The sequence below is a fragment of the Amycolatopsis sp. cg13 genome, from assembly GCF_041346965.1.
In the GTDB taxonomy this organism is placed as follows: Bacteria; Actinomycetota; Actinomycetes; order Mycobacteriales; family Pseudonocardiaceae; genus Amycolatopsis.
Map to the genome: position 1 here is coordinate 1,202,100 of NZ_CP166848.1, position 20,067 is coordinate 1,222,166.

19 protein-coding genes are annotated in these 20,067 nt (G+C 69.9%); 13 read left to right on the forward strand and 6 right to left on the reverse strand.

Annotated elements, in window-relative coordinates; genetic code table 11:
• Positions 1-4: 4 nt before the first annotated feature.
• On the reverse strand, positions 5-1,249 hold the full coding sequence (locus AB5I40_RS05350) for a sarcosine oxidase subunit beta family protein (protein WP_370937281.1): 1,245 nt from the start codon (positions 1,247-1,249) through the stop codon (positions 5-7).
• 71 nt (positions 1,250-1,320) lie between these two features.
• On the opposite strand from AB5I40_RS05350, the gene AB5I40_RS05355 reads away from it, so the two are divergent.
• Positions 1,321-1,983 (forward strand): GntR family transcriptional regulator, encoded by a 663-nt coding sequence (locus AB5I40_RS05355; protein ID WP_370937282.1) that lies wholly within the window; start codon positions 1,321-1,323, stop codon positions 1,981-1,983.
• Here AB5I40_RS05355 and AB5I40_RS05360 read toward each other — a convergent pair.
• On the reverse strand, positions 1,980-3,101 hold the full coding sequence (locus AB5I40_RS05360; RefSeq protein WP_370937283.1) for an aromatic ring-hydroxylating dioxygenase subunit alpha: 1,122 nt from the start codon (positions 3,099-3,101) through the stop codon (positions 1,980-1,982). The genes AB5I40_RS05355 and AB5I40_RS05360 overlap by 4 nt on opposite strands.
• A gap of 279 nt (positions 3,102-3,380) precedes the next feature.
• On the opposite strand from AB5I40_RS05360, the gene AB5I40_RS05365 reads away from it, so the two are divergent.
• Positions 3,381-3,698, forward strand: a complete 318-nt coding sequence (locus AB5I40_RS05365; protein ID WP_344273947.1) for a bifunctional 3-phenylpropionate/cinnamic acid dioxygenase ferredoxin subunit — start codon at positions 3,381-3,383, stop codon at positions 3,696-3,698.
• On the forward strand, positions 3,695-4,852 hold the full coding sequence (locus tag AB5I40_RS05370; RefSeq protein ID WP_370937284.1) for an NAD(P)/FAD-dependent oxidoreductase: 1,158 nt from the start codon (positions 3,695-3,697) through the stop codon (positions 4,850-4,852). The genes AB5I40_RS05365 and AB5I40_RS05370 overlap by 4 nt, the downstream gene beginning before the upstream one ends.
• Here AB5I40_RS05370 and AB5I40_RS05375 read toward each other — a convergent pair whose 3' ends face one another.
• Complete coding sequence (locus AB5I40_RS05375; RefSeq protein ID WP_370937285.1) at positions 4,853-5,287, reverse strand: L,D-transpeptidase; 435 nt, start codon at positions 5,285-5,287, stop codon at positions 4,853-4,855.
• Positions 5,288-5,372: 85 nt separating this feature from the next.
• Positions 5,373-5,927 carry an HD family hydrolase gene (locus AB5I40_RS05380; protein WP_370937286.1) on the reverse strand — a complete coding sequence of 185 codons (555 nt, stop codon included), beginning with the start codon at positions 5,925-5,927 and terminating at the stop codon, positions 5,373-5,375.
• Between the two features lie 93 nt (positions 5,928-6,020).
• Between AB5I40_RS05380 and AB5I40_RS05385 the strand changes: the two genes are divergently transcribed.
• From AB5I40_RS05385 to AB5I40_RS05430, 10 genes are all read left to right on the forward strand, one after another.
• Positions 6,021-6,785, forward strand: a complete 765-nt coding sequence (locus AB5I40_RS05385; RefSeq protein ID WP_370937287.1) for a crotonase/enoyl-CoA hydratase family protein — start codon at positions 6,021-6,023, stop codon at positions 6,783-6,785.
• Between the two features lie 536 nt (positions 6,786-7,321).
• Positions 7,322-8,191, forward strand: a complete 870-nt coding sequence (locus AB5I40_RS05390) for a glycosyltransferase family 2 protein (RefSeq protein ID WP_370937288.1) — start codon at positions 7,322-7,324, stop codon at positions 8,189-8,191.
• A 2-nt stretch (positions 8,192-8,193) separates the two neighbouring features.
• The gene (locus AB5I40_RS05395; RefSeq protein ID WP_370937290.1) at positions 8,194-8,670 is read left to right on the forward strand and encodes a hypothetical protein; all 477 of its coding nucleotides are present in this window, start codon (positions 8,194-8,196) and stop codon (positions 8,668-8,670) included.
• Entirely contained in the window at positions 8,667-9,764 is a 1,098-nt protein-coding gene (locus AB5I40_RS05400; protein ID WP_370937291.1) for a glycosyltransferase family 4 protein, read from the forward strand. The genes AB5I40_RS05395 and AB5I40_RS05400 overlap by 4 nt, the downstream gene beginning before the upstream one ends.
• Positions 9,761-12,022 carry a DUF2206 domain-containing protein gene (locus AB5I40_RS05405; protein ID WP_370937292.1) on the forward strand — a complete coding sequence of 754 codons (2,262 nt, stop codon included), beginning with the start codon at positions 9,761-9,763 and terminating at the stop codon, positions 12,020-12,022. The genes AB5I40_RS05400 and AB5I40_RS05405 overlap by 4 nt, the downstream gene beginning before the upstream one ends.
• Entirely contained in the window at positions 12,019-13,158 is a 1,140-nt protein-coding gene (locus AB5I40_RS05410; RefSeq protein ID WP_370937294.1) for a glycosyltransferase family 4 protein, read from the forward strand. Before AB5I40_RS05405 ends, AB5I40_RS05410 begins: the two co-directional genes overlap by 4 nt.
• Positions 13,155-14,501 (forward strand): oligosaccharide flippase family protein, encoded by a 1,347-nt coding sequence (locus AB5I40_RS05415; protein ID WP_370937296.1) that lies wholly within the window; start codon positions 13,155-13,157, stop codon positions 14,499-14,501. The genes AB5I40_RS05410 and AB5I40_RS05415 overlap by 4 nt, the downstream gene beginning before the upstream one ends.
• Positions 14,446-15,624, forward strand: coding sequence for a glycosyltransferase family 4 protein (locus tag AB5I40_RS05420; protein ID WP_370937298.1), 1,179 nt, complete (start codon positions 14,446-14,448; stop codon positions 15,622-15,624). The genes AB5I40_RS05415 and AB5I40_RS05420 overlap by 56 nt, the downstream gene beginning before the upstream one ends.
• Before the next feature lie 151 nt (positions 15,625-15,775).
• Entirely contained in the window at positions 15,776-17,029 is a 1,254-nt protein-coding gene (locus AB5I40_RS05425; protein ID WP_370937300.1) for a polysaccharide pyruvyl transferase family protein, read from the forward strand.
• Between the two features lie 240 nt (positions 17,030-17,269).
• Positions 17,270-18,460 carry a glycosyltransferase family 4 protein gene (locus AB5I40_RS05430; protein WP_370937301.1) on the forward strand — a complete coding sequence of 397 codons (1,191 nt, stop codon included), beginning with the start codon at positions 17,270-17,272 and terminating at the stop codon, positions 18,458-18,460.
• Here the strand turns inward: AB5I40_RS05430 and AB5I40_RS05435 are convergent.
• Together AB5I40_RS05435 and AB5I40_RS05440 are read right to left on the reverse strand one after the other, a co-directional pair.
• Entirely contained in the window at positions 18,357-19,493 is a 1,137-nt protein-coding gene (locus tag AB5I40_RS05435; protein ID WP_370940459.1) for a DUF4157 domain-containing protein, read from the reverse strand. The two genes, AB5I40_RS05430 and AB5I40_RS05435, sit on opposite strands and share 104 nt — an antisense overlap.
• Positions 19,379-19,660, reverse strand: a complete 282-nt coding sequence (locus AB5I40_RS05440; RefSeq protein ID WP_370937302.1) for a DUF4157 domain-containing protein — start codon at positions 19,658-19,660, stop codon at positions 19,379-19,381. Before AB5I40_RS05440 ends, AB5I40_RS05435 begins: the two co-directional genes overlap by 115 nt.
• Positions 19,661-20,067: the final 407 nt, after the last annotated feature.

Sequence of the window (20,067 nt, forward strand, 5' to 3'; positions counted from 1 at the left end):
GCTCCTAATGCGCGACGGCGGCGGCACCGTGCTCGTCGACGAGCGCGCCGGTGGTGAACCGGTCGAGGGTGAAGGGTTCGGCGTACGGATGCGGTTTGCCCTTCGCGACGGTGTGCGCGAAGCAGTCGCCGACGCCCGGCGTGGCCTTGAACCCGCCGGTCCCCCAGCCGCAGTTGAGGTACAGGCTCTCCACCGGGGTCAGCCCGACGATCGGCGAGGCGTCCGGGGTCACGTCGACGATGCCCGCCCAGGTCCGCAGCAGGTGCGCCCGCGCGAACACCGGGAACAGCTCCAGCGCGGCGGCCATCTGGTCCTCGATGATGTGGAACGCGCCGCGCTGGCCGTAGCCGGCGTAGGAGTCGATGCCCGCGCCCATCACGAGTTCTCCCTTGTGCGCCTGGGAAACGTAGACGTGCACGGCGTTCGACATCACCACCGTCGGGTGCACCGGTTCGAGCAGTTCCGACACGAGCGCCTGCAGCGGATGCGACACCAGCGGCAGGTCGATCCCGGCCATCTTCGCCAGCACCGAGCTGTGCCCGGCCGCGCACAGCGCGACCTTCCCGGCGGCGATCCGGCCCCGGCTCGTGTCCACGGCGACGACCTTGCCGTCGCGCGTCTCGATGCCGGTGACCGCGCAGTTCTGGATCAGGTCGACGCCCATCTCGGCCGCCGCGCGGGCGAAACCCCAAGCCACGTAGTCGTGTTTGGCGATTCCGGCGCGCGACTGATAGGTCGCGCCGAGCACCGGGTAGCGCACGTCCGGCGAGGTGTTCACGATCGGGCAGAGTTCCTTGACCCCGTCCGCGTCGACCCATTCCGCGTCGATCCCGTTGAGCCGGTTGGCATTCACGCGGCGCACGCTGTCGCGGACGTCCTGCAGGCTGTGCGCGAGGTTGAGCACGCCGCGCTGGCTGAACAGGATCGGGTAGCCGAGGTCCTCTTCGAGGCCCTCCCACAGCTTCAGCGAATGCTCGTAGATGCCGGAGCTTTCGTCCCACAGGTAGTTGGACCGGATGATCGTCGTGTTGCGGGCCATGTTCCCGCCGGCGAGCCAGCCCTTCTCGAGCACCGCGACGTTCGTGATGCCGTGCACCTTGGCGAGGTAGTACGCGGTCGCGAGGCCGTGCCCGCCGCCGCCCACCACGACGACGTCGTACGCGCGCCGCGGCTCCGGGTCCCGCCACAGGAAATCCGGGTGGTCCGGCAGGTCCGCGCCCGGGGGACGCGGCTGGTCCGTCGTGGTCATTCCCGCTGGCCTCCCGTATCGGACAACTGGTCGACTACTGATATATCAATCTTCGCGGTAGAGTAGGCCGGGTGAACACCCCGGTCAACCACGTCATTCCGGCCGCCGCCCCGTCGCTGGCCGAACGCGCCTACGAGTTCCTGCGCGACCGCCTGGTCATGCTCGACATCAAGCCGGGCGACCCGATCAACGAGGAATGGGCGGGCACCGCGCTCGAGATGGGCCGCACGCCGATCCGCGAAGCGCTGAAACGGCTCGAGACCGAACGCCTGGTGGTGGCGTACCCGCGCCGCGGCACGTTCGCCACCGACGTCAACATCTCCGACCTCGCGCACATCTCCGAGGTCCGGCGCACCCTCGAACCCACCGCCGCCGCGTCCGCCGCCACGCGCGCGACCGACGCGGATCGCGCGCGGCTGGCGGAGCTGCGCGATCAGCTGGATTCGGCCGCGCCAAAGGAAAACACCGATCTCCTGCGCATCGACCTCGAGCTCCACCGTGCGATCTACGCCTGCGTGCACAATCCGTTCTTCGAGGACACGCTCATTCATTACGACAACCTCGCGACCCGGATCTGGTGCGTCTTCCTTCCCCGGCTGCGCGGGATGGCCGGGCACGTGGAAGAGCATTCGCCGCTGCTGACGGCGATCGTGGAGGGGGACGCCGACAAGGCATCGGAGCTGACACTCGACCATGTGACCGGCTTCGAGAAGGCGATCCGCGCGCTGATCTAGTCGCCAACCTTCGCCCGCACCCATTCGTGGAACTCGCCAATGTGGTGTTCGCTCGGCACCAGCACGCCGCCGCGGGCGTAGGCGCGGGAGCCCATCGCCTGCTGACACCGTTCGCACGCCTCGAAATCCTGCTGGTTCACCCGGTGGAACAGCTCCACCGACCGGTCGAGGTCCGCGCCCGAGTCGACGACGTCGGCCAGGTACAGCCAGTCGCAGCGGACCAGGGTGCGGTCCGGGGCCAGCGGGAACATCCGGTGCACGATCACGTGGTCCGGCACCAGGTTCACGAACACCTGCGGCCGGATCGTGATCGCGTAGTACCGCCGGTCCTGGTGCTCGCCGACGCCCGGCAGCCGCTGCAAACCGTCGCCACCGTCCACAGTGAACCCAGTTACGTCTGAGCCGAATTCCGCGCCGTGGCCCACGAAATACTGTGCGGCGTAGCCGTCCGCGAACTCCGGGAGCACCTCGGTGAGCTCCGGATGGATCGTCGCGCAGTGGTAGCACTCCATGAAGTTCTCGATGATCTGCTTCCAGTTCGCGCGCACGTCGTACTCGATGCGGCGGCCCAGGGACAGATTCTCGATGCCGTACGCCTCGATTTCGCCGGGCCCGCCGAGCCGTTCGCTCACGTCCGCCTGCACAGTGTCCGCAAAGGACGGTGCTTCTTCGGCGAGGCAAACCCAGGCGTAGCCGAGCCATTCGCGCAGATGCACCTTCGTCAGGCCGTACTCGACGCGGTCGACGTCCGGCATCCCGGTCAGATTCGGTGCTGCGACGAGCTTTCCGTCTAGCCCGTACGTCCAGGCGTGGTACATGCACTGGAAAGCGCGCTTCACCGAACCCTTTTCGTCGGTGCACAGCCGCGCGCCGCGATGGCGGCACACGTTCAGGAACGCGCGCAGCGCCCCGTCGCGGCCGCGCGCGATCAGCACGCTTTCGCGGCCGACCTGCACGGTCTCGAACGAGCCGGGCGACGGCAGGTCGGCGCTGCGCACCGCGCAGAACCAGCCCGCTTCGAAGATCCGCTCCTGCTCCCGGGCGAAGATCGCCGGGTCGGTGTAGTGCGGCCCGGGCAGAGTCGGCAGCAGGCTCTGCGGGAGGTCGATAGCGGTCACCGGCAGGGCTCCTCTCGCACACGATCGATGTTGCGTATTACGCGTCTTGTTGCCCTCTCCGGAACAAGATGCGGCTCAGCCGGGGCGCTGTCAAGCACCGCCGCGGCACCGCACCCGTTCGCGGGAACCGCCCTCGACCAGGGCTTTCATCCGGAACTTCGCTCCGAAAAACTCCACCCCGGAACCTCTTGACGGCACCCCTCCGGCGCGCCCAGACTCTGTTGCGTATCACGTCGGGTGTTCCTCAATACGCAACAATCCCCAGCTTCGGAGGAATCAATGCTGCGCGCGTGCTCAGTGGACGAACTGCCCCCGGGCGAGTCCGTCCGGATCGCGGGGCCCGAGCCCATCGCCGTCTTCAACGCCGACGGCGAGCTGTACGCGATCGGGGACACCTGCACTCACCAGGACGCGTCGCTGGCCGACGGCTGGCTCGAAGGCTGCTTCGTGGAATGCCCGCTGCACGCGGCGCTCTTCGACCTGCGCACCGGCCTGCCGTCCTGCCTGCCCGCGAAGCAGCCGGTGCGCACGTACCAGGTGCAGGTCGACGAGGGCGTGATCTACGTGCTCGCCGACGCCGCCGAGGACGCTGCGTGAAAACGGTCGCGATCGTCGGTGCTTCGCTCGCCGGCGCCCGCGCCGCGCAGGAGCTGCGCGCACAGGGGTTCGACGGTCGCGTAGTGCTCATCGGCGAAGAGCCGCATCTCCCCTACGACCGGCCGCCGCTGTCGAAAGCCTTCCTGGCCGGAACCGCGTCGCGGGAGTCGCTCGACCTGCTCGACGCCGACGATCTCGCGTCGCTGGACGTCCGGCTCGGCACACGCGCGGAACGGCTCGACCCGGCTGCCGGCCGCCTCGTCCTCTCGGATGGCGACCTCGCCGCCGACGGCGTCATCCTCGCGACCGGCGGCCGGGCTCGTGCCTTGGCCGGGACGGAATCCGTTGCCGGAGTTCATGTTCTGCGCACCCTCGACGACGCACTCGCCCTCCGCGACGAGCTGGTTCCCGGCGCACGGGTGGTGATCGTCGGCGGCGGGTTCATCGGGGCCGAGGTGGCTTCGACGTGCTCCGGCTTGGGCTTGGATGTCACGGTCCTGGAGGCATTGCCGACGCCCATGGCGCGCGTGCTGGGCCCGGAACTCGGCTCGATCTGCGCGCGCCTGCACGGGCGGAACGGCGTCACGCTCCGCTGCGGCGCGTCAGTCGCCGGGCTTTCCACGCTCTCCGGCCGGGTCACCGGAGTGCAGCTGGAGACCGGGGAGACTCTGCCCGCGGACGTGGTCGTCGCCGGAATCGGGATGGTCCCGGCGGTCGAGTGGCTCGACGGCTCCGGGCTGGAGATCGGCAACGGCGTCCGTACCAACACCGGCCTGGTCACGTCTCTGCCGAACGTGGTCGCGGCGGGCGATGTCGCGGCGTACGGACCGGCGGAGACTCGGCACGAGCACTGGACGAACGCCACCGAGCAGGCCTCAGTCGCGGTCGCCAATCTGCTGGCCGGACAGGTGGTCCGGGAGTACCAGCCGAGCGGGTACGTCTGGTCCGATCAGTACGCGGGGACGCTTCAGCTCGCCGGGCACCCCTCCCCCGGCGACGAGGTGCGCTTCGCCGACGGCGGTCCGGACGACGAGTCCTTCCTCGCCACCTACCACCGCGACGGCCAGACCGTGGCCGTGTTCGGGTTCAACAACCCGAGGGGGTTCGGCCGCCTGCGCCGGCAAGCGCTGCGACGGCCGATGCCCGTCGGGTGATTACCGCACGACCTGCACCACGTCGCCCGGCTGCAGCGTGTTGAAGAACGCCACCGCGTCCGCGTGCGACAGGTGCACGCAGCCGTGCGACTGGACCTTCAGGCTGCCCTGATGGAACGCCACCCCGGTGTTGGTGAAGAAGACCGAGTACGGCATCGGGCCGTGGAATTCCTTGCTGTAATGGTGAAGATCCTTGTACTGCACGCGGAACGTGCCGACCGGCGTCGGGTAAGCGGGCTTGCCGACGGTGACGCGCACGCCGCCGCGGGTGACCTTGCCGTTGTTCATCAGCCAGGCCGTGTTCGCCGACAGCTTCAGGCACGCCTTCGCCTGCGCGCCGCACGGCGGTCCCGCCGCTTCCGCGGTCGCCGCGAATCCGAGTGTTGCCGCCATCGCGGCGATACTGGCCAGCATTGCCGTGAGTTTCCGGTTCATCCTGTGCCTCCCCGAGATGGTCGTCTTCTGGATCTTTCCCAGAGAGGACAGATCTAAACCAAAAGTGCGCCCATGTGGGTGATCCCTAACGAGACCGCCAAGCGAGCGGCGACGTCGCCAGCGCGGCCTCGGCGACCCGCCGGGCAGTCTCGGTGAAGAGCCCGGCCTGCGCGGACGCGATCCATTCGTCCACTGTGGAGACTCCGGTCGCGCGGTATTCGAGGGCCTGGAAAAGCATTTCGAGTTTGTCGGCATCCTTCGCACAGCGCGCTTCGGGCGACTCGCGCGTTTCGTACTCGTCTACTGCCGCCTGCACGGTTTCCGCCGCCGCATGCGGCAATCCGGCGGTCTGATCCGCCGTGATGGCCCGGGGTTCCGGCTTCGTCAGGTACGGCACGGCCGTGTGCGGCAGGTCGCCGGTGCGGGTCTCCTGGGTGTCGTGCCACAGCGCGAGGTACGCCGCGCGCTCGGGAACCGCTCCTTCCTCGGCGGCGAGCAGCGCGGCCAGCTGTGCCGCCCGGAGGCTGTGCTCGGCCACCGACTCGGGGTCGCGAACCCCCGCCTGCCACCAGCCCGCGCGGCGGACCCGCTTGAGCACTCCCAGCTCGAACCCGAACGCGGCCAGGCTTTCGGCGTCCATTCCGCAGTTCCCTTCCCGTGCCGATCTGCCAGCCGGAGCCTACGGGCCGTGGCATGCTGCCCGGACACCCGCTACTTCGGCAGGAGGCCCCGCGTGAGCACTGTGCTGGTCGAGCACGACGGTCCGGTCACCACCATCGGCATCAACCGGCCGGAGCGGCGCAACGCCGTCGACCGCGCCACCGCTGAAGCATTGGCCGACGCTTTCCGGGAATTCGACGCCTCCGACGCCTCGGTCGCGGTGCTCTACGGCGTCGGCGGGACCTTTTGCGCGGGTGCGGACCTCAAGGCGGTGAGCGAAGGCCGCGGCAACCGCACCGAGCAGGACGGCGACGGTCCGATGGGTCCGACGCGCCTGCGGCTGCGCAAGCCGGTGCTCGCGGCGGTGTCCGGGCACGCGGTGGCTGGCGGACTGGAGCTCGCGATCTGGGCGGACCTCCGGATCGTGGAGGAGACCGCGGTATTCGGCGTCTTCTGCCGCCGCTGGGGCGTTCCGCTCGTCGACGGCGGCACGGTGCGGCTGCCGCGGCTGATCGGGCGGAGCCACGCGATGGACCTGGTGCTGACCGGACGTCCGGTCGGCGCGGAAGAGGCGCACCGGATCGGATTGGCGAATCGCGTCGTGCCTTCCGGGCAGGCATTGCCCGCCGCGATCGCATTAGCACGGGAACTCGCGGCGTTTCCGCAGACGTGCCTGCGAGAGGACCGGGCGGCATTGCTGGAAAGCGAGTCCTTGACCGAGGAATCCGCATTGGCAAACGAATTCCGGCACGGGATTCAGTCACTGAACGCGGACACCATCGCGGGAGCAACGCGATTCGCCGAGGGCGCGGGCAGGCACGGGTCGTTCGAGAACTAGTCGCGTCCGATTACCGTTGCACGGCAAGGCATATACTCGCCTCCAAGCAGACGCGGACGGCATGCGGACATAGCGGGCATACGGCTTAAGGCCGCCTTTTCGGCTCAGTCACCCGCTTTTTCCGGACTAGGCCGAACGAGTGAAACCACACGCGAATCCCTTTCGGTTTTTTCCGCGCCGGTCACCATTACCTGCGACGACCGTTTATTGTCGCGGCCGCATTCGCCGCTGGTCCGATCGAGCGAACGAAAAATTCGCTAAACGCACGTAGCGCCCAGGCCCTCGGCATCGATACAGATACGAGGCCGGGCGCCGAAGCGCGCTCGCACGGCCCGCGTGGCCGTTCGCACCGCCCGCCTCTACAACAGCAACCCCGCCCCCCGACCCGTCGCCGGCAGGCCCCCGCCGGCGGACGCCGACCGCCCGGCCTGACGAGGCCGGGCAATCGGTGCTTCCCGCCTCCGGATCCCGCCGCGCCCCCGTGCTCTTCCGTTCTCTTCCCCCGCCGAGCACAAGACGAGAACCGAGGTTCTTCCATGACGTCGAACACCGAGCGTTCCAGCTCCTCGCCGTCGGACGACACCGCTCCCCGCGCGGCCGCCGGCCCCTGCTGCGGCCTCCGGGTCGCCAGCCGCGGCGCCTGCGGCGAAAGACCCCGGCCGCGGAAGCTGTCCATCGTCATCCCCGCGCTGAACGAGCGGGTCAACATGCCCCGGGTGCTGGCCACGATCCCGCGCTCCGGGCTCGCTTCCCTCGGCTACGAGATCGAGGTGATCGTGGTCGACAACGCCTCGACCGACGGGACCGGGGAGGTGGCCGCCGCCCTCGGCGCGCGGGTGATCCTGCAGCCGCAGCGCGGGTACGGGCACGCCTACCACGCCGGGTTCGCCGCCGCGACCGGCGACGTGATCGCGACCGGCGACGCGGACTGCACCTATCCGTTCGACCACCTGCCCGGGCTGCTGTGCACGATGGCGGACCGGCGGCTCGATTTCCTCTCCACCAACCGGCTCGGCCACGAGAACCGCGAGGCGATGAAACCCTCGCACCTGATCGGCAACCGGGTGCTGACGCTGATCAGCCGGTTCTTCTTCCGTTCGCCGTTCCGGGACTCGCAGTCCGGCATGTGGGTGTTCCGGCGGCACGTGTGGCAGCACCTCGACATCCGGTCCGGCGGGATGCCGTTCTCGCAGGAGATCAAGAACGACGCGTACGTCCGCGGCTTCCGGTGCGGCGAAACGCCGATCGAGTACCGGATCCGCGGCGGCGAAGTGAAACTGCACGCCGTGCGCGACGGACTGCGCAACCTTTCGCAGCTGGCCGCCCACCGCGCGCGCACCGTCCGCGGGCCGGCGACCGTGCTCTGCACCGGCGAAGCCGAGTGCGTCCTGGCGATGGCGGACTGAGCGTGGACGACTCCGCGGGAGAAGACCGGGGAAACGGCCGCGGCTGGCTGAAGCTCGCCGGCGCGGTTTCGGCGGTGGTGGTGCTCGGGGTCGTGACGGTCCTGGTGTGGCCGGCCGCGCGGGTGCTGTTCCGGCAGTCCTTCACCGAACAGCCCGAGACCTACACCGAGCTGTATTTCGTCGGCACGCCCGCGTTCCGGGACGGAACTGTCACCGCCGAGGTCGCGCTCGTGCGCCACGGCCCCGCGCACGCGGACTACACCGTGGTGGCAGCGCTGGAAACTTCGTCGGCGGCCCGGCTCGCCGGGGTGTCGCGGCGCGTGACCCTCGAACCCGGCCAGTTCACCACGCTGGACTTCCGCCTGCCGGTCCCCCCGGGGCAGGTCGTGGACGCGATCGCGGTGAACGTCGCGGGCGGCATGGAGAACCTCCGTTTCCGCTTGCCGGGCAACGCTTCCGCCACGAGAGGCAGACCGTGACGCCCCGCCGGATCGTCCAGATCACGCCCTACTACCCGCCGCATCTGGGCGGGATGGAAGCCGTGGTGCGGCACTTGGCGGCGGAACAGGCGCGCCGGCACGACGTCACCGTGCTCACCACGACCGTCGGCGCCCGCGATTCGCCGCGGCGCGAGCGGGTGTGCGACGTCGACATCGTCCGGGCGCTCGCGCTCGACGTCGCGCACACTCCGGTGTCCGCCGGTGTCGTTCCCGCGTTGCTGCGCACGCCGAAGACGTCGGTGTGGCATCTGCATGCCGCACACGCGGTGCTGCCCGAACAGGTCGCGCTCGCCGCGGCCGCCCGTCGGCAGCCGTTTCTGCTCCATTTCCACCTGGACGTCGACCAGTCCGGGAAGCTGGGTTGGCTGTTGCCGCACTACAAAAGGCACGTCTTCGGGCGGGTTCTGCGGGCTGCGGCCGGAGTGCTGGTGCTGACCGAGGCGCAGCGGGAGTTCGTCCGCGCCGCCTACCGGGTGGACCCGGCGCGGATTTTCGCGGTGCCGAACGGAGTGTCCGCCGAGTTCTTCCTGCCGCCGCGGCCGCGACGGGAACCGGTGCTGCGCTTGCTGTTCGTCGGACGGCTCAGCCCGCAGAAGAACCTCGCCCGGCTGCTGCACGCGCTGACTCTCGTGCGCCAGCCGGTCGAACTCGACGTCGTCGGGGATGGAGAACAGCGGCAACAGCTTGCGGAAACCGCGCAGCGGCAAGGGCTTTCAGGGGTGCGGTTCCACGGTCGTCTGCACGGCGCTTCGCTGGTGCAGCGGTACGAGCAAGCCGATCTGTTCGTGCTGCCGTCGGATCGCGAAGGGATGTCGCTCGCCGCGCTCGAGGCCATGGCCGCGGGGCTGCCGGTGCTCGCGACCGACGTTCCTGGCAACTCCGAACTCCTGCGCGGTATCGGAGCCCTCGCTTCCGCCGATCCCGCCGCCCTGGCCGCGGCGATCGACGAATTCGCGGCGGACGAGGACTTCCGGCAGCGGACCGCCGCGGCCAGCGCGGTCGCAGCGCGGAAGTTCACCTGGGCCGAGGCGGCGCAGCGGGTCGAGGACGTCTACGCCGAGGTTCTGCCGTGACGAGACCCAGCCAGCGCACCGTCGTGCTCGGATCGGCCCTCGTCGCCGGTGCCGTGGAGCTGAGCCCGTGGCCCGTCCTGGTGACCGTCGCGGGTCTGTGGCTGATTCTCGGCGCCCCAGCCTGGCTGTGCCGCCGGATTGCCACCAGAATCGTGTCCACTCGCGAAGCACAGTGGTTGCTGGGCCTCGGTTTCGCGGTGCTGACCGCGATGGTGACCGCGCTGGCCGTCAACACGGTGCTCCCCTGGTTCGGCGTCTCGCGTCCTCTCACGACCGTGTCCCTCGCCGTGGCCCAGATTCTTGCCGCGGCGGCGCTCGCATTCTTGGACCGACGGCTCACCGGTGCCGCGCCGCCAGTGCGCGCGCTGCGGTTGATGCCGGTGCGCGATGTCGCGCCCATCGCTGTCCTCGGAGTTCTTTCGCTGGTGGTCGCCATCGCCGGGGCCGTCCGCCTGAACAACGGGTTCACCGGCGCGACGAGCCTGATCGCGCTGGTCCTCGTCGCGGCGCTGCTCGGGTTCCTCGTCCTCAAGGCGGGCCGGTACGGCGACGGGGCCATCGCGTTCGGAATCCTCTGCGCGGCAACGGCATTGCTGCTGCTGACCTCGCTGCGCGGCTGGTACGTCAGCGGGCACGACGTCCAGCGCGAGTACCTGCTCTTCCAGCTGACCTCGACCAAGGGCTACTGGGACATCTCCGGCTATCCCGACGCCTACAACGCCTGCCTCAGCATTACCCTCCTGCCCACGTCGCTAGCCAAGCTGACCGCGCTGCCTGGCTTGGCGATCTTCAAGATCGTGCTGCCGATGCTGTTCGCCGCGGCACCGGTCGCGGTGTACCGCACGACGCGCAATCTCACGTCGAAACGGGTCGCGCTCCTCGCCGCGATCTACTTCCTCGCGTTCCCCACGTTTTTCACCGACATGCCCTTCCTCGGCCGGCAGGAGATCGCGTTCCTCCTGCTGGGCTGCGCGGTCCTGGCGCTGAGCGACCTTTCAGCACCGCGACGAGCGCGACGGATCGCGTTCACCGTCTTGTTCGCGGGGATCGTGCTGTCGCATTACTCCACCACTTACGTGCTGATCGGCATCCTGATGCTGGGCAAGCTGGCCAGCGGCGTCATCCGGGTCATCCCGCCGTTGCGGCGCCGGCTCGCCGAACGGGCGCCGAAGGAGGCGACCGACTTCGTCGCCTGGCCGATGATCGGCATCGCGGTCCTGTGCTCGGCGCTGTGGACCGGGCCGGTCACCGGCACCTGGCATCAGCTCCAGCACACCGCCGCGGCCACCGCCCAAGAGCTGTTCCACCCCGGCGACGTGCAACGCGGCTCGTCCGACACTGCTTACGGCATCTTCAGCTCCGCCCGGGTCAGCCCGCAGCAGCGGCTGCGCGACTACGCCGATTCCACCCGGTCCCGCACCGGCGGCGAAGCACCTGCCGCGCTGTCCGCGGCGACCGCCCAGGTCGCCCCCGCCGACAATCTCCCGCTCACCGCAGCGGGTTCCGCCCTCGACCGTCTCGGCCTCGACGTCCCCAGCGTCAACGGTTTCCTTCGCACCCTGTGCGCGGACGGGCTGCAAGTGCTGTTGATCCTCGGTTTGGCCGGAACCCTCATCGCCACCGCGACGCTGTTCCGCCCGACGCACGACCTGTTCGTCCTCGCCGCCGGGGGTTTGGGCGTGCTCGCCGCCGAGATCGCCGTGCCGCAGCTCTCGGTGGACTACGGACTCCTGCGCACCTTCCAGCAGGGCTTGTTCGGGTTCGCCCCGTTCATCGCGATGGGGTCGGTCTGGGCACTGTCGTGGCTCAGGAAACGGTGGCGGATGCCCGCCGCCGCCACCGTGGCGCTGCTGCTGTTCCTCGATCTCACCGGCGCGCTGCCCCGGCTGTTCGGCGGCTATCCCGCGCAGCTGCACCTGGACAACGCCGGGCAGTACTACGACATCTACTACGCCCACCCGCAGGAACGCGCCGCCATCGCCTGGCTCGAACAGCACACCGCCGCGCAGCGGATCCAGTCCGACCGCTACACGCTCAGCAGGCTCCAAACGCTCATCGACGGCCGCCCGGGCGACGACATCTACCCGACGCTCGTGCAGCCGGGCTCGTTCGTCCTGCTCGGCTATCCGACGGTCCGCAAAGACGAGGTCACCGTGTTCTACCAGGGCGATCTCGTCACCTACAGCTATCCGCTGCGGTTTCTCGACGCCACCAAAAACAAGGTCTACAGCAGCAACGGAACGAGTGTGTACCGATGACGTCTTCCCGTCCGCTCCGGATCCTGCTCGTCTCGCATTACTACCCGCCGCACGTCGGGGGAATCGAGAACGTCGCCGCCCAGCAGGCCCGGAAGCTCGCCGCGCGCGGCTCCGAAGTCACCGTGCTGACGAGCGCCGGGCCGCCGGTTCCTGACGACGGTGTCCGGGTCGTGCGCATACCGGCCTTCAACGGGGTGGAGAACCGGACCGGAGTCCCGTTTCCGGTGTTCGGGCCCCGGCTGGGCCGCGCCGTCCGCGAGTGGGTGCGGTGGGCGGATGTCGTCCACCTGCACGACACGCTCTATCAGTCCTCCTGGAGTGCGGGATTGCGAGCCGCGCGGACCGGCACGCCCCTTTTCCTGACCCAGCACGTCGCGGTCGTCGAGCATCCGTCGGCGCTGGTGCGGGCTGTCCAGCACGCGGTGTACCGGTCTGTCGGGCGACGGCTGTTCAGGGCCAGTCGCGAGGTCTTCGTGGTCAACGATTCGGTCGCCGCGTTCGTCCGCCGATTTCGGGGCGGCAGCGCGGAACTGCTTCCCAACGGCGTCGACACCAGCCAGTACCGCCCCGCCTCGGCCGGAGAACCGGCGCTGCTGCGGAAACGCTGGCGGCTGCCCGACGACCGGGTCCTCGTGCTGTTCGTCGGACGGCCGGTGCCGAAGAAGGGATACGACCTGCTCCTCGCCGCCCGCCACCACGACTACGACCTGGTCTTCGCGGGCGAACGGCCTCAGCACGTCCCCGCTGATCCCACCGTCCATCATCTCGGCGCGCTCAGCCCCGCCGAGATCAGCGACCTCTACCGCGCCTGCGACGTCTTCGCCCTGCCCTCCACCGCGGAAGGATTTCCCCTGACTGTCCAAGAAGCCATGGCCTCGGGCCTCCCGATCGTCACCACCGACGACCCGGGATACGCCTCCTACGGACTCGACCCAACCCAAGTCGCCCTCATCCCCCGCGACCCGGACATCCTGCGCGCGACCCTGCGCTCCCTCGCCGCCGATCCCGCGCGCCGCGAAGCCATGGGCCGCTGGTCCGCTGATTTCGCCGCCACCCGGTTCTCCTGGCCGAACCACGTCCAGCGCCTCGAACAGGCCTACCGCGAGGCACTCGACCCGGCCGAGGTCCGGGCATGACCGCTCTCGCCGGGCCCGTGCCGTCCTTCGCCGCCCGGCTGAAATCCGACCCGCTGGTGCGCAACTCGTTCTTCCTGATGGCCACGACCGCGCTCGGCGCCGGGTCCGGGTTCGTGTTCTGGATCGTCGTCGCCCGGCTGTACCCGCCCGCCGAGGTGGGCTGGGCGAGTTCGCTGCTGTCGGCGGTGACGCTGCTGAGCTATTTCAGCGGGCTCGGGCTCAGCTCCAGCCTCGTCCGGTACCTGCCCACGACGCTGGCCCGCAGTGCGCACGTCAGCACCGCGCTCACCTCGGTGGCTGTCACCGGCACTGTCCTCGGGGCCGGATTCGCCCTCGTCGCACCGCTGGTCGCGCCCGGGTTGTCGTTCCTCAGCGGGTCGTTCCCGGAGGTCGTGCTGTTCGCGGTGCTGGCGATGGCCGTCGCGCAGAATCTGCTGACCGACTCGGTCTTCGTCGCCCTGCGCGCGGCGAAGTACAACATGCTCCTCAACGGCGTCCTGATGAGTGTGGTCAAAATCGGCCTGCCGATCGTTTTCGTCGGCGCGGGCGCGATCGGGATCTTCTTGTCCAGCACCGTGGCCTCCGCTGTCGCCGCCGTCGCGAGCGTCGTCGTCATCCGGCAGCGCCTGCGCATCCCGGTGCGGCCCCGGCTGTGCCCGGCGACGCTGCGTTCCACGCTGTCGTACTCGCTCGGCAATTACGCCTCCAGCTGCCTGAATCTGGTGCCGCTGCTGGTGATTCCGCTGCTTGTGCTGCGTTCGCTCGGCCCGGAGGCGTCGGCGGCCTACTTCGTGGCGTTCCAGATCGCCAACTTCGTCAACGCCGTGCCGTTCGCGGTCGGCGAGGCGTTGTTCGCCGAAGGCTCGCACGAGCAAGAAGACCTCAAGCATCTGGCGAAACGGTCGGCGCTGCTCATTCTCGCGATCGTGGTGCCCGCCGTCAGTATCACCGCCGCGCTGGCGAAACCCGTGCTGACCCTGTTCGGCGCGAGCTACGCCGCCGACGCCCGGAACTGCCTCGTGGTCCTCGCGGTCTCCGCGTTCGCGGTCGCTTTCAATACGTGGTCCGGGTTTCTGCTGAAGGTGACCCGGAAGCTGCCAGCGATGAATCTGTCGAATCTGGTCTACGCGGTCGTCACGGTCGGCCTCGCCGCGCTCGGGGCGCAGCACAGCCTCGTCTGGATCGCGGCGGCCTGGGGCGTCGGCAATCTCGCGTCCGGCCTCGTCGCGGTGGTCGCGCTGGCCTTGCGCGGGTTCCGTTTGGCTCCGAGCGACAAGGGAGGTTCGGATGAAGATCGCGCACATCGTCAACGTCGGCTTCGAAGCCGGCGGCGCGGAGCGTAGCGTCCGCCTCATCGCCGACGGGCTGCGCAGCCGCGGGCAGCAGGTCCTCGTCATCGCGACCGACCACCTGCTCGACGACCCCGCCGTCAGCGATCGGGAAGTCTTCGCCGACGTCCTGGTGCCCGCCATCCGCGGAAGCGCTGCCCGCCGCTTCGCGGGCTACTTCTGGCATCGCGCGGCCTATCGGCAGGTGACCGCCGCGCTGCAGTCTTTCCGGCCCGATGTGGTGCACCTGCACACGATCGGCGAGTTCAGCCCGGCAGTGCTCAGTGCGTCGGCGGCCTACCCGCGAGTGCTCACCGTGCACGGCCCGGAGGACTGGACCGGACAGCTGCTGTCGTGGAACCTGCGCAGCCGCACCGAAGGCCGCGCCCGATTATCCACAATGGACACCGCACGGCTGGCCTATTTGCGTTTCCTGCAACGACCGGCCTACCTGCGCCGCCTGCGCACCGTCGACCGCGTGCTGACCCCGAGCCGGTTCCTCGCCGACGCCGTACTGCACGACCTGCCGCGGACACCGATCCACGTCGTCCCGAACGGCGTGCCGCTGCGGGCAGCCGAACCGGTCCCCGACGCCGCCCACGCGCTGTTCGCCGGGCGGCTCGAACCGGTCAAAGGCGCGCACGTGCTCGTGGACGCCTTCGCGACCGTCGCCCGCCGCCTGCCGGAAGCCCGGCTGACGCTCGCCGGAGACGGCACCCAACGGGCCGCATTGGAAAAGTCCGTCAGCGAACACGGTCTGGCCGACCGTGTCCGGTTCGCCGGATGGCTCGACGGCCCCGAACTGGCGGCTGCGTACCGCGCCGCCTCGGTGGTGGTGATCCCGTCGGTGTGGCCGGAGAACTTCCCGACTGTCGCGCTGGAAGCCCTCTGCGTCGGACGAGCCGTCGCCGCCACCGACGTCGGCGGCATCCCCGAACTGGTCCGCCCCGGCCACAACGGGGTGCTCGTCCCGCCAGGCGAACGCCGCGCCCTCGCCGACGCGCTCTCCCGGCTTCTCGGCGACACCGCACTGCGACGGGCCATGGGCGCGCGATCGGCCGGACTCGCGTGCTGCCACAGCCTCAGCACCTTCCTCGACCGGCTCGAACAGCACTACCAGGAGGTGCAGCCCCGCTAGCCGCCCCGCCCCCTGCTCAGTCCGCTCGCCCCGAACCCGCCCCCTGCTCAGCCCACGCTCCCCGCTCGCCCCGAACCGCCACGCCAGGAGGCCTGCCCATGCACCGCATCCTCCCCGTCCCGCCGGAGCACCCGCGCCAGGAGGCCCGCCGATGACCCGCGTCCTCGTCGTCAACGCGTTCGAACGCGGCAACCGCGGCGACGCCGCCTTGCTCAGCGTCCTGCTCGACCAGATCCGCCGCGCACTGCCCGGCGCGCGGATCGCGATCGCCGGTTTCGAGCATCCCGCGCGCTGGCCGGAGTTCGAGGGCGTGCCCAACCTCGGTTCGTTCCGCCGGTACTCGGGCGAGGAGAACATCCCCCGGCTCCGGCGGATCCTGCGCAAACTGAGCCTGCTGCCCGTCGTCGCCCTCGCCGCCGCCCGGCTCCCCCGCCGCCCGCTGCTGGCCGTCGCCCGGCTGCTGCCCGCCGAACCGCGCCGCGAACTGCACGCCCTCGCGACCGCAGACCTCGTCGTCTCCCTCGGCGGCGGCTACCTCACCGGACGCGCGAACTTCGCGTCCGACCTGAACATCCTGTTCCTGCTGCTGCCGCTGTGGCTGGCCGAGCGGTTCGGCGTCCGGGTCGTGACCGGCCCGCAGTCCTACGGCCCGTTTCCCCGGCGGGTCCAGCGCGTGCTGGTCCGCCACGTTCTCGGCCGCGCCGACGCCGTCCTCGTCCGCGAGGACATCAGCCGCGACCGGCTCACCGAAATCGGGCTGCCGCCGCGCCTGCTCACCCGCGGCGTCGACAGCGCCTTCGCCTTCGAAACCCGCTCCGACCGCGACTGGCGCACCGCTCTCGGCATCCCCGCCGACGCCCGGATCGCGATGGTCACCGCCCGCCAGTGGCTCGACGGCGCCGGGCAGCACCGGTACGAGCACGCCTTGACCGCAGGCATCCGCCACCTGCTCGGCCGCGGGTACCACGTCGTCCTGGTCCCTCAGGTGACCTGCGCTTTCCAAGGAGACGACGACCGCAGGGTCAACACCCGCCTCGCCGCCGGCCTCGACCACCCCTGGCTGCGCGTCCTCGGTGACGACACCTTCGACCACCGCGACGCCCGCGCCCTCTACGCCGAGGCCGACCTCGTGATCGGCACCCGATTCCACTCCGTCATCTTCGCCCTCACCGCGCACGTGCCGTGCCTCGCGGTCGAGTACGAGCACAAAACCGCGGGCATCATGCGCGACCTCGGGCTCGAACGATGGGTCGTCGGCATCGGGGAAATCCGGGACACCACGCTGCCCACGCTCCTCGACAGCCTCATCGACCACCGCGAGGACTACCGGCGGCACCTGCGCGAAGTCCTTCCCCCTTACGCGCGCCGGGCCCGCGACCTGAGCCCGCTGCGGCATGCCGCCTGAGCGGGGGTCAGCCCCGCCGCAGCCACCTGAACCGCCGGCAGCCGCACCGTCCGCAGTCGGTGCCGCCGCGCAAATGCTGATGCTCGCTGCGGTCGTGGCCGCACGCGCGGCACCGCGCCGTCGCCCACGGCATCCGGATCCCGGACATCCTGCGCCTCCTCGAATTCCCCCGTGTCCCGGACCCACACCATCACATCCGCGCGCGCCCAGCCAACCGGACCAATGAGGACAGGAGCCTCCGTGAGCCGCGAACGAACCGTTGTTTTCGTGACGCCGTACTACCCGCCGGACGTCGGCGGCGTGCAAACCTACGTCCACAGTCTCGCCGTCGCGCTGCGGGAAGTCCCCGGATGGCGGCCCGTCGTCGTCACCGCGAGCACCCGCGCCCGCTCCGGCGACGGCTTCCCGGTCTACCGGCTCCCCGCGCTCGCCAAGCTGTCCAACACCCCGCTCGACCCGCGCTGGCCGACGCAGATCCGCCGCATCCTGCGCGGCGAACAGGCCGATTACCTGAATGTGCACACTCCGGTGCCCGGATTGGCCGACGCCGCGACGATGGTCGCCGGTCGCGTCCCCGTCGTCGTGACCTATCACGCCGCCGCCCTGGCCAAGGACGGCCATCCCGTCTTCAACACCGTCGCACGCGCCTACGCCGGGGCCGAGGGGTTCATGCTCCGGCGGGCCGACCTGATCCTCGGGGTTTCCGATTATGTCGCCGACAGTTTCCGTCCCCGTTACGGCGGCAAAGTCGGGGTGCTGGAGAACGCGATCGATCCCGGAGCGTTAGCCGCTTGCGCGGTGGCGGGCCGCCCCTACGCCGCCGCGTTCCTGGCCCGGCTGGCCCCGACGCACGCGTGGAAAGGCCTGGATCAGCTCCTGCACGCGATACGTCTCTCCGCGCCGGCCGCCCGTCTCCTGGTGATCGGCGACGGGGCCGCGCGTCCCGGATACGAAGCGCTCGCCCGGAAACTCGGGATCGCGGACAAGGTCACCTTCTCCGGAAACCTCGGCGGCGACGCGAAATTCCGGGCGCTCCGCAGTGCCAGATCGCTCGTCCTCTGCCCGACCAGCCCGAACGACGCGTTCCCGACGGTGCTGCTCGAAGCGTGGGCGAACCGGGTGCCCGTCATCGCCACCGCGGTCGGGCCGCTGGCCGCATTGGTGGACGACGGGGTCACCGGGCTGCTCGCCGCGCCGCGTTCTCCCGAGGCGTTGGCTGACGGGCTGCGCCGCCTCGAGAACAGCCCGGCGCTGGCGGAGACGATCCGGGAGAATGCTTACGAACTGGTGCGCAGCCGGTATACGTGGAGCCATCGGGTCACGGAGTTCATTGAGCACCTGGCCGCGGTTGAGGGCGAGCCTGGAGGGCGCCGAGCAGGTGCTGCGCGGCGGCCCGGTGCTGCCGCGCGCGGGCCTCGAGCTCGTCGATAGTGATCGTGCCGTCCTTGTTCGTATCGAGGCCCGCGTTTTTCGCGTAAGCCTTCTTCAGCCTTTCGTCCGCGTCGTCGGCAGTGGCGATGACGCCTCCGCGGTCCTTCGCCGAACCCATTGTCGCCGGCAGGAACATGAACTGGTAAATGCGGCCAGCGCTGGTGAACGTCCCCTTGCCGGGCAACAGGAACTTCCGGACGTAGTCCATCTGGTCGGTCGCCGACAGCTCGGCGAAATCCCGCCAGGTTCCCGGGTAGCCGAGCTTTTCCAGCGTGGAAGGCATGAACTGGATCAGGCCGACCGCGTGCGACTGCGGGTTCACGCTCCCCGGCCCGACGCCTCCTTCGGCCATCATGCAGGAGAGCAGGTCGAGCGGGCGGCAGCCGACGTCCCGGCACGCGGATTCCAGCGCGGGCAGGAAACTGTTCTCCACCGTGTGGAAATGGAGCCGGAAGTCCAGCCACCGCTGTTTGTCGACCTTGGCCATGTCGTAGTCGGTGACGCTCGCGGGGTCTTCGGTCGCTTTGCCCGCGACCTCGATCAGCGGACGGACAGAGGCGTACTTCCGGAGTTCGGCGAGTTTCCCGTGTGCGCGCATCAGTTTGAGGACGGCGGCGATGTCGCGCATGCTGTAGCCGTTCAGCTCTTCGACCGCCTGCTGGGCTTCGGCCGCGCCCTGCGCGAGCATTCCTTCGAATTTCGCGGCTAGTTGGTCGTCATACTGTTTCTGAGTCGGTATCCGCAGCTTCGGCACGGAACGCTCTTGACGGCGGATCACCGGAACCCGCTCCGCCGTCAGCCGGGCGCCGGGGATGGTTCCCGCCGCGACGGAGGCCGCTTCGTGCTCGGCGTGGTCGTGCGGGCCGCCGAGCGCCGGGCGCACCGGCTCGGGCAAGCCGGATTGCTGCGCGACGTGGGTCATCTCGTGCGCGAGGAGACGGCGGCCCGCCGAGGTTTCCGGGGCGTACTGGCCGAGTTGAAGACGATGTGGTTGCCCACCGTGTAGGCCTGCGACGAGAGGGCGTCGGCGGATTCGGCGGCAGCGCGGTCGGTGTGCACCCGGACCTGGCTGAAATCCTGGTCGAACCGCGGCTCCAGCCACGCCCGGATCCGCGGGTCGAGCGGCTCTCCTGCCTGGCTGACGACCCCGTCGACCGCTTCGGGAGCGGCCCGGCGCCGCGGACGGACGTGTTCTGCCATCAAGCGGGTTTAGCAGAAGCACCGTCACCGCGGTGTCACCGATTCGCCGGAACCAGGACTCGCGCGCAGTACGGCGGCCTCCGCCCCACCCTCCCTTCCCGATTCGCCGTTCCCATTGCCCGGCCCCCGCCACATGCCGTCCCCTGAACCCCGCCCGCGCCCTGTCCGGCACACCAAACCCCTGTGCCGCTTCACCTCCTCTTCACCTCGCTCCCGGCGCCGCGGCTTCCACCGGATCCCGCGCCCGGGCCGTCTCCCCTGCCGGATTCCGAATCGCTCCCCCGTTTCCGGCCCGTTTTCCTTCCCCGCGGGCGAAACCTCCGGTTGCCGTCCCGCTCACCGGCACGACCCCCCGATCGTGGCCGCCCGCGGTGCGCCGTCCGGCGGGAGGATCTGGGTAGCCTGGC

Coding starts and splice junctions, on each gene's coding strand:
- AB5I40_RS05390 (WP_370937288.1), top strand. CDS start 7,322: ATGACGTCGAACACCGAGCGTTCCAGCTCCTCGCCGTCGGACGACACC.
- AB5I40_RS05415 (WP_370937296.1), top strand. CDS start 13,155: ATGACCGCTCTCGCCGGGCCCGTGCCGTCCTTCGCCGCCCGGCTGAAA.
- AB5I40_RS05350 (WP_370937281.1), bottom strand. CDS start 1,249: ATGACCACGACGGACCAGCCGCGTCCCCCGGGCGCGGACCTGCCGGAC.
- AB5I40_RS05410 (WP_370937294.1), top strand. CDS start 12,019: ATGACGTCTTCCCGTCCGCTCCGGATCCTGCTCGTCTCGCATTACTAC.
- AB5I40_RS05375 (WP_370937285.1), bottom strand. CDS start 5,287: ATGAACCGGAAACTCACGGCAATGCTGGCCAGTATCGCCGCGATGGCG.
- AB5I40_RS05420 (WP_370937298.1), top strand. CDS start 14,446: ATGAAGATCGCGCACATCGTCAACGTCGGCTTCGAAGCCGGCGGCGCG.
- AB5I40_RS05440 (WP_370937302.1), bottom strand. CDS start 19,660: ATGGCAGAACACGTCCGTCCGCGGCGCCGGGCCGCTCCCGAAGCGGTC.
- AB5I40_RS05380 (WP_370937286.1), bottom strand. CDS start 5,927: ATGGACGCCGAAAGCCTGGCCGCGTTCGGGTTCGAGCTGGGAGTGCTC.
- AB5I40_RS05425 (WP_370937300.1), top strand. CDS start 15,776: ATGACCCGCGTCCTCGTCGTCAACGCGTTCGAACGCGGCAACCGCGGC.
- AB5I40_RS05365 (WP_344273947.1), top strand. CDS start 3,381: ATGCTGCGCGCGTGCTCAGTGGACGAACTGCCCCCGGGCGAGTCCGTC.